Annotated in this window: 11 protein-coding genes; all 11 read right to left on the bottom strand. The window is 63.9% G+C overall.

Translation table 11 applies throughout. The features are described from left to right. Positions 1–169 precede the first annotated feature (169 nt). The 11 genes from O3301_RS23965 to O3301_RS24015 all read right to left on the bottom strand — a co-directional run bounded on the left by O3301_RS23965 (position 170) and on the right by O3301_RS24015 (position 13,971). The gene (locus tag O3301_RS23965; protein ID WP_305057694.1) at positions 170–877 is read right to left on the bottom strand and encodes a transposase; all 708 of its coding nucleotides are present in this window, start codon (positions 875–877) and stop codon (positions 170–172) included. Between the two features lie 155 nt (positions 878–1,032). Next, complete coding sequence (locus O3301_RS23970; protein ID WP_034753797.1) at positions 1,033–1,713, bottom strand: response regulator transcription factor; 681 nt, start codon at positions 1,711–1,713, stop codon at positions 1,033–1,035. Positions 1,714–1,851: 138 nt separating this feature from the next. Continuing rightward, positions 1,852–2,988: a HAMP domain-containing sensor histidine kinase gene (locus O3301_RS23975; RefSeq protein WP_305057695.1), complete on the bottom strand. Its 1,137-nt coding sequence runs from the start codon at positions 2,986–2,988 to the stop codon at positions 1,852–1,854. 49 nt (positions 2,989–3,037) lie between these two features. Then, entirely contained in the window at positions 3,038–6,142 is a 3,105-nt protein-coding gene (locus O3301_RS23980) for a DEAD/DEAH box helicase (protein ID WP_251351534.1), read from the bottom strand. A gap of 208 nt (positions 6,143–6,350) precedes the next feature. Beyond that, a complete protein-coding gene (locus tag O3301_RS23985; protein ID WP_070280193.1) occupies positions 6,351–6,839 on the bottom strand; it encodes a YbjN domain-containing protein in 489 nt (162 codons plus the stop codon). A 29-nt stretch (positions 6,840–6,868) separates the two neighbouring features. Then, on the bottom strand, positions 6,869–7,567 hold the full coding sequence (locus O3301_RS23990) for a hypothetical protein (RefSeq protein ID WP_305057696.1): 699 nt from the start codon (positions 7,565–7,567) through the stop codon (positions 6,869–6,871). A gap of 6 nt (positions 7,568–7,573) precedes the next feature. Beyond that, positions 7,574–9,307 (bottom strand): putative porin, encoded by a 1,734-nt coding sequence (locus tag O3301_RS23995; RefSeq protein WP_289907040.1) that lies wholly within the window; start codon positions 9,305–9,307, stop codon positions 7,574–7,576. Between the two features lie 37 nt (positions 9,308–9,344). Then, on the bottom strand, positions 9,345–10,061 hold the full coding sequence (locus O3301_RS24000; protein ID WP_289914063.1) for an energy transducer TonB: 717 nt from the start codon (positions 10,059–10,061) through the stop codon (positions 9,345–9,347). Between the two features lie 10 nt (positions 10,062–10,071). Continuing rightward, positions 10,072–10,482, bottom strand: coding sequence for a biopolymer transporter ExbD (locus O3301_RS24005; protein ID WP_034753784.1), 411 nt, complete (start codon positions 10,480–10,482; stop codon positions 10,072–10,074). Between the two features lie 13 nt (positions 10,483–10,495). Then, on the bottom strand, positions 10,496–12,277 hold the full coding sequence (locus O3301_RS24010; RefSeq protein ID WP_289919813.1) for a DUF2341 domain-containing protein: 1,782 nt from the start codon (positions 12,275–12,277) through the stop codon (positions 10,496–10,498). 56 nt (positions 12,278–12,333) lie between these two features. Continuing rightward, positions 12,334–13,971 carry a ShlB/FhaC/HecB family hemolysin secretion/activation protein gene (locus O3301_RS24015; RefSeq protein ID WP_289907042.1) on the bottom strand — a complete coding sequence of 546 codons (1,638 nt, stop codon included), beginning with the start codon at positions 13,969–13,971 and terminating at the stop codon, positions 12,334–12,336. Positions 13,972–14,038: the final 67 nt, after the last annotated feature.

Raw genomic sequence — 14,038 nt, forward strand, 5'->3', positions numbered from 1 at the left:
CGAAAAACTAGAGTAGTGCAACGCAACAAAAAACTCAACTACAAAAATTAGGGTCGGAGTCGAATTAAATTCGATTCCGTCGCCCTAAAAATTTAATGGGGACATAGTCGAAGCAATTTCAATAAAAGCGCGGAAAGGAACCATTTTTTGTTTTAAATGCGAATGCTTTTTAATTAGCGGCCGCGTCGGCCACGATTTTGCGGGGACGGCCCCGCTTGGCAGGCAGCACTTGCCGCTGCATTTTCTGCTCCAGCGCCTGCTTGAAAGCGTCGGAACCCAGCGGCCAGCCCTTCAGCACAGCCTGTTCCACCGCCTTCACCTGGCTGCTGCCCAGACCCTGCTCGAACAGGCGCAGATACGCCGCCTCGCGGTCGAATGGCGTGTTGCCCAGCGCCCAGTACAGCGCATGGTCGGTGATGACGGGATCGGGTCGCACGCCCGCATGGTGGGCATAGCTGGACCAGCTGTAATCGAGCGCCTGTCCCGCCAGGCCCGTCTGCACGGGTACGCATTCCAGGTAGCGGCAGCAGGTCAGGAAGAAATTGTCGGGATCGATGACGGAAGTTTTGTAGCGTCCCTGCCACAAGGCGCCTTCGCGGCCGTATTTTTGATTGAAATACGGCACGTAATAGCGTCCCAGCCACTGCATCAGCTGTCCCAGGCCTGTGACATCGGCCGGCGTCGCCAGCAAATGTAGCTGATCAGGCAACAAAACATAGGCGTGAATGGCCACCTTGAACATTTTCGCCCCCGTTTTCAGCCAGGACAGGAATTGCGCGTAATCGGCCGCATCCTGGAACACGGGCTGGCGGTTGCTGCCGCGCTGGATCACATAATGGGGTAGTGCGGGAATGATGAGGCGAGGCAAACGGGCCATGGCAGAATCGGTCAAAAGAAGGCTAAGGCCTTGATTTTACACACTTGCGAGCGCAAGGCACGACTCTGACCCTGTTTTATTTGAAATCGTAAAAAAAACGGTTGACTCTGTCCCTTTTATTGCGCCGGCCACTTGCGGGCGGCGCAACAAGGTCATCAGGACAGGTTGAAACTGGCTGACAGGCTGTAGCCTTCGCCATACGCGCTGCGCAGCGGCAAGTCCTGGCCCAGGCCCGTCTTGGCTTTCTTGCGCAAACGATACACGAGCATGTCGACCCGGCGGCCCGCATCGGGATCTTCGCCGCCCATGCCGGCCACGATGACGTCGCGCGGCACGGGGCGGGTATTGATGGTGAGCAAGTGCAGGAAGTTGAATTCCTTTTCCGTCAAGGCGATGACGGCGCCCATCAACTCAAGTTGGCGAGCGCTTACTTTCAACGTCCACTTGCCCGGCTCGGGCACGGGATCTTGCGGCCCCACGCGGCGGTCGAGCGCTTCGATGTGCGCCGCCAGTTCGGGGAATTTGATCGGCTTGGTCAGATAGTGGTCGGCGCCCAGGCGCAAGCCCAGGATGCGGCTGTCGAAGGCGACGCGCCCCGTCAGCACCAGCACGCCGATTTGCGGATACAGCTGACGCATGCGGGGGATGACGTTGAAGCCGTCTTCATCGGGTAAACCCAGGTCCAGTACGACCACGCCGACATTGCCATGGCTCAACGCCGTCCACATACCGCCAGCGGAGCTGGTGATATGGACTTCGTGTTCGAGCTCAACGAGGAACTCCGCCATGTCTTCGGCGTAGTCGAGATTGTCTTCGACGATCAGTATTTTCGTCATTGCTACGCCATTCTTCCGTTAGTGAGCACACCGAGGGCAAACCATGCCATGCACTTCTACACCATGATGGACGGCACAATAGGTTTACGTCAAGGAATTATCACGGTTGCCTTCAGCGGAAGCAAGGCTTTTCCTTGTCTAGACAGGAAGCGGCAGCCAAATGCGGAAAAGTGCCCCGCCTTCGGGCAGATTATGCCCCTGCAAACTCCCGCCATGCACGTCCACCACGGCGCGCGCCATGTACAGGCCCAGGCCCGCGCCCGGATGCGTGGCATTAGTTCCACGGAAACCTTTTGCGAACAGCTGCGCCAGTTCTTCTTCCCGCAAGCCGGGCCCCGCATCGCGCACGCACAGCGCCACGCCGCCCTCGGGCACCAGCCTGGCCGACAAGGTGATGGCGCTGCCCGGCGGGCTGAACTTGACGGCGTTGTCCAACAAGATTTTCAGGCACAGGGCCATGCCGGGCACGTCGCAGCGCAGCCTGGCCGGCAAGTCTTCGTCGAGTTCCAGCTGCACGCGGTGGCTGACAGGCACGGTGGCGGCCGCCTGCTGCAGCAAGGCCAGCGGCGCGATGCCGTCGGCGGCCCGCTCGCGGCCGATGGCCGCCATGCGTTCGGGCGACAAATAGTCGTCGATCATGCCCAACAAACGGTCGACGGCCGTCTGGATTTTCACGTAGCGCTTGCGCGTGGCCTCGTCCGCCTCGGTGGACGTCGAAACGAGACGCTGGATGGCGCCGTCGATGGTGGCCAGCGGCGTGCGAAATTCGTGCGACAGCATCGAGGCGAAGCGCTTCTGCTCCTTTTCCCGCTCGGCTTCCTGCGCCTGGGCGGCGCTGACGTCGCGCAAGGTCCCCGCCAGGGTCACGCCCCGCCCTGCCGCCGCGGGCACGATGGTAGAGTGGATTTCCAGGGCCAGCGGGTGGCCGTCGGCGTGCGGCAATTCCACTTCGCGCAACAGGGTCAAACGGCTGGCGTCACCGTCGCGCCAGCGCTGCAGCCGGGCCGGCACGTCCGCCGCCAGCTGCGCCGCGTGCGCGCGCAAGGCGGGCAAGTCGTGGCCCGTCAGGCGCTGCGCGGCGGGGCTGATATAGATCAATTCGAGGGTGGCGGCGTCGAGCAGGAAGGCCGCGTCGCGACCGTGTTCGGCCAGCAGGCGGAACTGCGCTTCGCCCGCCCGCGCGCGCAGCAAGGCGCGGCGCAACTGGACGAAGCGCAGCGCCATGAGGATGGCGCCGGCCAGCAGCAATACAAGAAAGGGCAGGAAGGGCAGCATGCGTTATACCTGGCAAGAAAGAATCGCCAAGTATAAGCGTGCGGCAACGTTAATCTTCCAGCGGGGCGAAAATCTGCTGCAAGTCTTCCTGTGTGAGGGCCATCTTTTGCGATTCGCCTTCGGCCAGGATCGATTGCGCCAGCTCCGACTTCTTTTGCTGCAGCAGCTGGATTTTTTCTTCCAGCGTACCCTTGGCGATCAATTTGTAGACGAACACGGGCTTGTCCTGGCCGATGCGCCAGGCGCGGTCCGTGGCCTGGTTTTCCGCCGCCGGATTCCACCACGGGTCGTAGTGGATGACCGTGTCGGCCGCCGTCAGGTTCAGGCCCACGCCGCCCGCCTTCAGGCTGATCAGGAAGATCGGTACGGCGCCCTGCTGGAAGGCCGCCACTTGCGCGCCCCGGTCCTTCGTTTCGCCCGTCAGCAAGGCGTAGGGGATGTCGCGCGACTCCAGTTCTTCCTCGATCAATTCCAGCATGCTGGTAAATTGCGAGAAGACGAGAATCTTGCGCCCTTCGTCGAGCAAGTCTTCCACCATCTGCATCAGGTCGAGCAGCTTGGCCGAACCGGCCGATTGCTTCTTCGCCGGCAAGGATTTCACGAGGCGGGGGTCGCAGCACACTTGCCGCAGTTTCAGCAGCGCTTCGAGGATGACGATCTGGCTGCGCGCCACGCCCTTCTTGTCGATTTCTTCGCGTACTTTTTGATCCATCGCAAGACGCACGGTTTCATACAGGTCCCGCTGCGGCCCCGTCAATTCCACCTTGCGCACCATTTCCGTTTTCGGCGGCAATTCCTTGGCCACATTGTCCTTCGTGCGGCGCAGCAGGAAAGGCTTGATGCGGCGATTCAAGAGCATGCGGCGCAGCGGGTCATCCTGGCGCTCGATCGGATGGCGGAACTGCGTGTTGAACGTCTTCTCGTCGCCCAGCAAACCCGGCAGCAGGAAGTGGAATTGCGACCACAGCTCGCCCAGGTGATTTTCCAGCGGCGTGCCGGACAGGCACAGGCGGTGACGCGCGCGCAGCAGGCCTGCGCTTTGCGCCGCCTTGCTGCGCGTATTCTTGATGTAGTGCGATTCGTCGAGGATGACGAGGTGGAAATCGTGCTCGCGCAAGGTTTCCTCATCGCGCGGCAACAGGGCGTAGGTGGTCAGCACCAGGTCGCATTGGTCGATCTGGTCAAATTGCTGGGCGCGGTCCTTGCCTTGCAGCAGCAACACCTTCAGGCCGGGCGCGAACTTGGCCGCCTCGTCCTGCCAGTTGCCCATCAAACTCGTCGGTGCAATCACCAGCGCCGGATGCGTCAAACGGCCCGCCTCCTTTTCCACCAGGATATGCGCCAGGGTTTGCACGGTTTTACCTAAGCCCATGTCATCGGCCAGGATGCCCGCCAGGTCATGATCGCGCAGGAATTGCATCCACGCCAGACCATCGGCCTGGTAATCGCGCAGGGTCGCCTGCAGGCCGGCTGGGGCCGCCACTTTTTGCACGGCGCCGAACTGGCTCAGCTTGCGGCCCATGGCGCGCAGCTGCTCGCCGCCCGTCCACTGCATGTCCAGGCCGCGCGCCAGCTCTTCCAGACGCGCCGCGTCCAGGGTCGACATGCGCACCGCATGTTTGATCTTGTCGCTGAAATACAGTTCCCCCAGCGTGTTCAGGATGGGACGCACCCTGCCCCACGGCAGGGCCACACGCGTGCCGTCCGACAAGGTCGCCAGCATCTGGTCATCGTCGGCATGCGCCTCGATGACTTTCGGGTTGAAATCGTTGGGTGCATTGCGGATCAGCTGTACCAGCACGGGCAGCAGCGGCACGCGCTCGTGGTTGACGACGATGCCCAGTTCCAGCTCGAACCAGGCGTTGCCGCTGTCCGGGTCCTGGTCGTCGATTTCCGCGTACCAGTCGCCCACGTCGCTCACGTCGTAGCGGTACTTGGCCGTCTTTTCCACGATCCAGCCCTGCGCCAGCAAGGCGTCGATGCCGGACTCGGCAAAACGCAGCCATTCCGCCTGGGAAGGCAGTTGCAAGGCGCCCTTCAAGCCGCTCAAGGGGGCCGAGCCCGGCTTCTTGAATTGCAGCTCGGCCAACGTCGCCAGCGCGCGCGCTTCATCGACCGTGTTTCTCTGGATAATTTCCGTCACGTCGCCCACTTGCCGCACCACGCGCTGCGACGGGTCGAACGAGACTCTTTCGCCATCGTAGTCATAGGACAGCACGGCGAAGTCGCTCCAGCGCTGCGCGCCGCCATCGGCCAGCATGGCGCTATCGAGCAGCAAGACCGGTTGCGCCGGCACATCCTTGCGCAAGCGCTGCGGCAACGGTTGCGGCAGCGGCATCAAATGCTGCAAGCCCTGCGCCAGCAGCAGTTGCGACACGCGCACCTTGTCGTTCGCGTTCAGGGGCGGCGCCTGCGCCACCAGCGCCTGCAAGTCGGCCAGGGAAATGTCGGAGCCGCCCTGGTTCAGTTCCAGCACGCCGCACGACAGGTTGTCGATGTACCACGGCGGATCCGTGGGCAGCATGTAGTCGATCTGGTCGGCGCCATGGTGCTTCGCGCCTTCCGGCGGGTCCACTTGCCAGCCCAGGCGCATGGTCTTGCCTTCGTCGCGCCAGAACAGGCGCGCGGGACGCACGGGACCTTCCTTCAACGGGTACACGAGGCCATTGCCGACGTCGGCCCAGGAATTGGCCCACAACAATTTATCCTGCTCGGCCAGCATTTTCAGCAGGGCCGCGCCCACCTTGCCCTTCGGCTCCGTGGCGCTGCCCGTCTGCGAATTCTGCCCGCTGCGCATGGCCACGAAGAAACGCACGAGGTCTTCGTCGGCTGGCGTCAAAAACGTGGGGGGCGCCGACAGCAGGGAAAAGATTTCGCTGATGGGGGACGCCGCCGCCACGTCGCCATTCGGCCGCAGCCGCGCCTTGTACAGGCACAGGGCCACGTGGCGGCCACCGCTGGTGGGCGCCAGCACGTAGATCAATCGATGCTGGTTGAGTTTGGGGTCCGGTTCGGCAATGCTCAGCACGGCTTTCGGATGGGCGGCTGCCTCCACCCGCTGCAGCCAGGTGGCGACGGCATACGGCAAAGGCGCTCCCGGCGCGCTGGCCGGGGCAACTGGGGTTTCACTGGTTTCGTCGCGGGTAAAATCCATGGGGCGCATTTTTGTGTAAAGGTCGTATCCAAATCGGCAACAGGCAATATTATCCGCCATACAGCCGTTGCTGGCTTGATTCACACACGCTCTTTGAGCAGTTTTAATGCGCGATGCCTAAAAAATAAGTATTTAATACGACACTTGGGACCCGCAGATGGCAAAAAAGGCCCGTCACGGGCCTTTTTTGCCGCCGTTGGCCCGCTTATCAGGCCGGCACAGTTTCTTCTTCTGCCACGTTGACGGCTTCGACGAGCGGAGCGGTGCTCGTATCGGCCGGCGTAAAGTTGCGCAAAAACAAGAAGAACTGACCCATCATCTGCGTCCACAGTTGCAGATTGATATTCAGGTACTCGCGGCTGACGCCGCCGGCGACCAGCACATCCATTTCCAGCACGACGAAATCGCCATGCTGGGCCACGCGGGCAAAACGCTTGCTGCGGTGCCATTCGGCCAGCAAGCCGGCCGGCAAGTCGCCGCCTTGCACGCGCAGCGGGCAGCTCAGGGTCAGATCCGCATACTGGCCAGGCGATGCTTCATTGCCCCACAGCACCTGAAAGCCGATGCCATGGCTGGCGCTGTGCAGGCGCACGACACCGTCGTGTTCGATGCTGGTGACGGCGCAGCCGGCCGCCTTGATGGCCTCGGCCGTTTGTTCCGCATTCAGGGTGGTCAGCAAGCTATTCGTGTTTTCCATCGTCATTCCATTCATTTCGAAAAGTAAAATTATTGGGGGGCCGGCGCGGGGGCGGCCGGCGTTGCTGCCGCTTCGGTTTGACGCGCATCAAAGCGCCCCTGGTACAGCTGGTCACCGTACTGCTGGGCGATTTGCTCCAGCTTGACCCGGCTTTGCGCGGCGAACGGCTGGCGCGCCTTCATGACGTCCAGCACATCGAGTCCTTCATACGCTTGCAGGATTTCCTGTCCGGCCGCATACAGCTGGGCATTCTTGCTTTCGCAGCGCGCCAGGGCGCCCCGCTGCGACGCCACTTCGCCGTCGAGGCGCACACGCTCCGCTTCCAGCTGCTTGCCCGTGGCGGCCAGCTGTTCGCTGGCCTGGCGGTACTGCGCCAGGCTGGCGCTTGCCTCTTGCGCGGCGGCGGCGCTACGCTGTTGCTGCTCGCCCAGTTTTTCCCGTTGCGCGCGCTCCTGCGCCAGTTGCGACTGGCTGTGCGCCAGTTCCTTTTTCAAGCCATCGCTGGCAGGCGCGGCGACGGGCGCCGCCTTGGCGGCAGGTGCGCCCTTGGCTTTCAGCAATTCCAGCTCGCCGCGCGTCTGCTGCAATTGCGCCGTGACATTGCGCAACTCGGCGCGCAGGCGTTCTTCCATGCTCTGGCCCTTCTGTCCCTGCGCCTGGGCCGTGCCGGCGGCCAGCAAGCTCAGCAACAGTAGCGGCACGCGCATTTTGTTGGATATCAACATCATGACTCCTTAAAAACGCGCGTTCAATTCGATTTGCAGGGTGTCGATCGACAGCGCCGAACCGAACACTTCGCGACTCGACGTCCAGCGGCCGTTCAGCCAGGTATTCTTGTCGAGCGCATATGCGCCGCCCAGGTAATAACCGCGCGCATTCGTGCCGCCCAGGTGGAAGGTGGAATCGTTGTAGGCGTCAGGCAAGGCATCCGGTTCGATGCGCTTGTAGCCCAGTAAAACGTTCCAGTCGCCGCGCGCCGCCGGGTTCGCCTTGCCCAGGGTTGCCTGCAGCATGTAGGCATTGCCGCCGCTCCGGAAATCGGCTTGCGACACGCCGCCCGTGCCGCCGAAATTGTTCATGATGCCGCCCTTGGCGCGCGCCCACATTTCGTTCTTGTCGTAAGCCATGTTGCGCACATAATCGCCTTCGATGCGCAAGTCCGTGCCGCCGGCCACCTTGCTATCCCAGCGCGCATTCAGGTTGGCCAGGCGGAATTTCGACGCCAGGCCCACGAATTGCGGCTGCGGCGTGTTCGCCGGGTCCAGCGGATTCAGGGCGATATTGCGCAACAGCATCAAACTGTTGCCCTTTTGCATGCTCGACGGACGCGACCAGTCCGTGTTGCAGCCATCGGCGCCCGCATACAGCGCACACGGCTGCGAATACTCGCCGCTGATGTTGCGGAAGTTGTAGTAGGCCAGCGCGCCGCGCAATTGATGGTCGCTATTGATCTTCCACGACGCGCCCACTTGCGCACCCAGCAGCCATTTGTTTTCGCTGGACATTTTTGCCTGGCTGCGGCTAGGCGCATTGTCGGACGAATACTCGAGCGGAATCAGGCCCAGGGTACCGAACACGGTGACGTCCTTGCTGTCGCCCACCGGTTGCTGCACCTTGGCGGCGATGCCGTCGAAATTGAGTTCGCTGGAAAACAATTCATCACTGGAAACAAACGGATTGTCGAAGCGACCCGCCGTCAGTTTCAGCCAGGAAGCGGGCTGGTAGGACAGCCAGGCCTGGTCCAGCCAGATGTTTTTCTTGCCCAGGCCGCCGCCCAGGGTTTGCGTGGTGGATACGGGGCTGTCGTCATTGCCGCTGGCCAGGCGGATGCCTGCCTGCGTGCTGTCGGAAATGTCGGCCAGGATGCCCAGGCGGGCGCGCGCGCGCAGCAAGTGCTTGCGGTCTTCGCGCGTGTTCAGCAGGGCCGGCAGGGCCAGGTTGGTGTTCGAATTGACGTCGTAGCCGCTGCCGCTGTTGAGCGAGCGCCAGTCGATCTCGATATTGCTGTTGGCCATGTCGTAATAGCGCGATTCGTAGCGCGCGCGCACGTCGCCTTCCACGCGGATGCGCTTGGTCCAGGCCGGCGTTTCATTCGGCGCCGCCCAGCCGCCCGCCTTCGCCTCGGCCAACACTTGTCCCTTGATTTCGTCGCGGATCTGCTCGCGCACGGTTTGCGAAATATACGGCACGCGCACGTCGCCCGGCTGCACCTGCGCCAGGGCCGCCGGCGCGGCGGCAGGACGGGCTTGCGCGGCGGCCAGCGCTTCGCTTTGCGCCTGCGCCAGCAGCGCTTCGCCGGCATCCTTGTTGAGGGCGCCGCTCTGGATCAGGCCGCGGATCAGTTTGACCATGGTGCTGTCGGCCGGTGCTTGCGCTTGCACGGCGCCTGCCGCCACGCTCAGGGCCAGGGCAGCGAGCGCCAGCGGAAGGCGGCGCAGGCGCTGTGGGGAAGAAAATAAGGAATTCATTGTTTCTCTCGAAAAAAATTAATATGAATTGGGGGCGCTATGGCCGGCGGCCTTTAATGGAAACGCGGGCCGGGAAACGCAGGGACGCCGGCGGCCGCTCGTCGGCGCGGAAGTCGCGCACCATGGCCAGCACTTGCTCGTCCGTCTGCGCATTGCCCGTGCCTTGCACCAGCTGCACTTTCGTCGTCTTGCCTTCCGTATCGAGCCACAGGTCGACGCGGATGTCGGCAAACGCCAGCTGGCGCGTGCGCGGATCGCGGGCAAAGGCCAGCTGCAGCGCGTTGGCGACATAGCGGCCATACGATCCCGCGCCGAGTCCGCCGCCACCGCCGCCGCCCGTCATGCCGCCGCCGCGTCCGGCCTGGATGCCGAAGGCGTCGCTGCCGGCCTGCGCCGCGCCATCGATGGTGACGGGGTCGCCCTTGTCCGGCGACGGGCTTTCCGGCGCGTCATCCATGGGCTTGTCGGCCGGCGTCGGTTCCGGCTCCGACACTTCCGGCACCACCTTGTCGGGCGTCGGTTCCGGCAGTTTTTCCGGTTCCGGCGGCGGTGGCGGCGGAGGGGGCAGCATCAGCATCGGCGGGGCCGCCACTTCGCGCTTGGTCGCGGCCGTGTCCGACAGCAAATACCAGACCAGCGCGGCCAGCGCGCCGGCCAGCAGCGCGCCGCCGGCCACGCCGCCCCAGCGGCGCCACCACTGCGCCGCGCCCGACGGTTCCGAGGCGGCCATCTTCATCATGTCGTCACGCTTCACCTTGCGCTCCTCATGCCGGCTTGCCGGTCACCAGGCCCACCTGGTTCAGGTCTATGCGGCGCAGCAAGTCCAGCACTTCGACCACTTTCGCGTATTGCACGGCGGCATCACCGCGCACGATCACGGGGAAGTCGGGCGTCAGGGCCTTTTCCGTGCGCAAGCGCTCTTCCAGCTCGGGCAAGGTGACGGGATAGGCGTCGAGGAAGACCTGGCCCGCGTTGTCGATGGTGATGGCCTTGGTCTTCGGTTTTTCCAGCGCCATGGCCGAACTGGCCTTGGGCAGGTCGACCTTGATGCCGGGAATGCTGGCATTGCTGGTCAAGATGAAGATCACCAGCACCACCAGCAGCACGTCGACGAAGGGCGTGATATTGATGCCGCCGCTACGCTTGCGGGGGGTAAACTTGGCGGAGGTGGCCATGGTTATGCGCCCCTCACGCCTGTTGCAGCACGGGACGCATCTGGCGTCCGTCGCCCTGCTCTTCAGCCAGGCGCGTGGCGAATTCGTCGACGAAGACAGCCATATCGGCGACGATGGCGTCCGAACGCGACGACAGCCAGTTGTAGCCGAACAGGGCGGGAATCGCCACGCCCAGGCCTGCAGCCGTACACAACAGCGCTGCCGCCATGCCCGGCGCCACCGAGTTGATGTCCACGGCGCCGGCCATGGCCGCCACGACGAACACCAGCATGATGCCGATCACGGTGCCGAACAGGCCGACGTACGGCGCGCCTTCGATGGTGGTCGAGAGCCAGATCATGCGTTTCGACATGCGCTCGCTTTCGCGCACCATCACGCCATCCATGGCGGCGCGGATGGCGCCGATCGTCGCGTTCGACACGGCGTTCAAGTCGTAGCCGCGGTCGTGGCGGCGGCGCATCTCGTCGATGGCCACGTCATACAGGCGCCACAGCGAGGAATCCGTCTTCACGGAAGTGCTCAGCTTGCCGTTGCGCGCCAGGTGGTCCAGCGGCGCGCCGGCCGCTTCGTGGAACGACTGCATGAATTGCGCATTCGCGCGCGAGATGGCGCCATAGCTGCGGCCCTTGCCGATCATGATGATCCACGACAAGACCATCATCAGGCCCAGCACGCCGACGACGATCCACGCGTCGAGCGGCATGGCAGCGATGATGAAGCCGAAATGGCTCTTGCCGGCCTGCTGTTCGTCGGCGCCAAACACGGCAAGGCGCGATTCGGAACCTTGCGAGACGGCGTCGGCCAGCAGCAGGGCGTCGGGACGGGCCGTGCGCGACAGGCGCAGCTCGTCGATGGCGCCCGTGAAGTTGTTCAGGGTGGCGGTGCCGGAAGCGACCGGCGCCGCATCGGCGCCCACCGACGCGGCGCTGGTGAAGGCTGGCAGCGCGGTGGCCAGCGACACGGCCGGACGGCCGCCCACGTACAGGGCCACGTTGGCTTTATCGGCTTTCACAGCCAGGTGCGACCATTGCGCGGCCTGGATCGGTTGGCCGGGCTTGCTGCGCTGGCCATTCACCTGCACGAAAGGCACGCCCTGGTCGACGCCGATCAGCAATTCGTTGGCGCCATCGCGGCGCGCATACAGTACTTGCTGCGGGCCCAGGTTATCGGGACGCACCCAGGCGGAAAAGGTGAAGGGCGCACCGGCGGCCAGCGCCAGCGAAGGCGAGGCAGGCAGCATCAGCGGTGCCGTACCCAGGCGGGCGCCGGCGCCGATGACGGAACCGTCCAGCGCCGGCACGGCTGTCTGGGCATGGTTGCCGTAGGCGGTGCTGTCGCGCGAAGGCACGCCAGGCTCGGTGAAGTGGTACACGAGGCTGTAATCGGGGTCGAAGGTGCGCTGGCCGTTGCCGGAAGCGGGCGCCTTCGGATTGCCGTAGTACATCCACAGCTGCTGCGGCGTGCCGGCCGTCAGGGCCGGTACGTCGACCCAGATCAGGGCGATGCCCAGGAGCGGGTTGAACTGTTCGATCTGGTGGTTCAGCACCGTCTTGTCGTCGCCCGCCACGAAGCGCAGGTCGGCGCCGTTGTCGCTGACGCCTTCGAAGTTGAAGTTACCAGAATGCAAGCGCAGCAGCACGGGAATGCGGCCGGGATCGCCGCCCACGGCGCCCGCCTTCGGGCCGGCGTCGACGGTGACGGGTTTGCGGTAAGCCCAGTCGGGCTGCCACCAGGCATGCGCCAGGCCGGGAACGAGCGTGCCCAGGATCGTGAGCAGGAAAAGAAAACGTTGCATGACAGTGATTCTCCGAAGAAAAGTCTAAAAAAGTGCAGTGCTGGTGAGCTGGCCCGTCAGTAGCTGGCCGACAGGTTGAAATTGATGCGGCGCACATGTTTGTGCGTGCGCGGGCCATCGCGCAGCGGGTAAGCGAAATCGATGCGGCCATTCAGGTAGCGCAGGAACTGGAAGCTGCTGCCCACGCCCACGGAGGCCAGGCCGAACAGGTCTTTCTGCTCGATCATCGGATCGCGCAGGCGCAGGCGCGCGCCATCGGCAAAGGCAAACAGGCGCCAGTTTTCCAGGCGGCTGAAATACGTCAGCTGGGGCGTGCGCCATTCGACGGTGCCGGAAATGCCGTAGTCGCCCGTCGCTTCGGCCGACAGGTAGCCGCGCACGGAATTGGCGCCGCCGGCGGCCATCTGCTCGCCCGACACGAGCGCCGCGTCGGCCAGCTGGCCCGACATGCGCCCGTGCAGCTGCGCGCCGCTGCCCAGGGTGTAAGTGGCGTTGGCGTCGCCCTTCAGCACGAGGAAGCTGGGCGAAGCCTTGTAGCGCTTGTTGTCGTAGGCGGCGCTGTCGCTGCCGTAGCCGAACGCGGCGCGCGTGCCGGCCACCAGCGACAGGCCCAGGCCGTACGTCGCCGCATCCGTCTGCGCAAAGCCGTTATACGACACGCTCAGGGGCACATACTTGAGCGGAATATTGCTGCCCGTGCCATTGAGCTTCAAGGCTTCCTGGTTATCCTTGAAATCGATGCCGGCAGAAAAGCTGTGCCACCAGATGCCGCTGTTGGGCACCGTGTAGTTGACTTTCATGCCCAGCGCGTGGCCCTTGCCCAGCACGCTGGTGCCGCCCGTGCTGGCGACGTTGCTGTTCGACTGGTAGCCGGTCGCTTCCACGCTCCAGCCCTGCGTGCCGATCGGCGCCACGTACGAGGCGGACCACACCTTGGTCTGGTTCAGGTCGCCCGGCGTGCCGAAAAAGCTGATGGTGGCGCTATGTCCCATCTGCCACAGATTGTCGTGACCGACCGACATGCTGCTGCGCAACTTCTTGGTATCGGCGCTGTAATCGTTGTTCAAGCCGATGCTGGCGCGCCACGGGCTGCTGTCCTCGACCTTCAAGTCCACGTCCATGGTGCCGGGCAGGCTGCCCTGCTTGACCAGCGGCATCACCTGGCGCTTGGGACCGCGGTTCAGGGCCGTCAGCTCCACTTGCGCCTGCGTAAAGTCAGGCACCTTGCCTTCCGTCAAGGCCGGCACCTGCTGGCGCACGTCGAGCGGCGAGTTGTATTGCGCGCCGACGACGCGCAAGCGTCCCACCTTCGTTTCGCTCACCTGCAGCACCACCACGCCCTGCTCCACCTGCTGCTCCGGCAAGTCCACATAGACGGACTGGTAGCCGCGGGCTTGATATGCCGCAACGAGGGCGTCGCGCGCCCCTTCCACATCCTTCAGGGTGCGGCCCGGTCCCAGGAAGGGCGTCACCGCCTCTTCGATGGCACGCGCATCGAGCACGGTATTGCCGCGCACCAGGTATTCCTCGATCGTCACCTGCCGTTCCGGCGCGGCCACAGGAGCGGCCGCCGGGACCGCGTCCTGCGCGCGCGCCATGCCGGGCAGCGCCAGCATGGCCAGGCACAGCATCGTCAAGGCGGTTGCAGGCGCCGCTGGCGGCACGCCCCTGCCCTTGGTTGTCATTTCACGCATCTTCCATTCACCTTAAAATCAAACGGTTGCCCTGTGTTGCGGCGCTGGGCCGGCGTATTTTTGTTGC

The sequence above is a fragment of the Janthinobacterium sp. SUN211 genome (assembly GCF_030587315.1).
GTDB lineage: Bacteria > Pseudomonadota > Gammaproteobacteria > Burkholderiales > Burkholderiaceae_D > Janthinobacterium > Janthinobacterium kumbetense.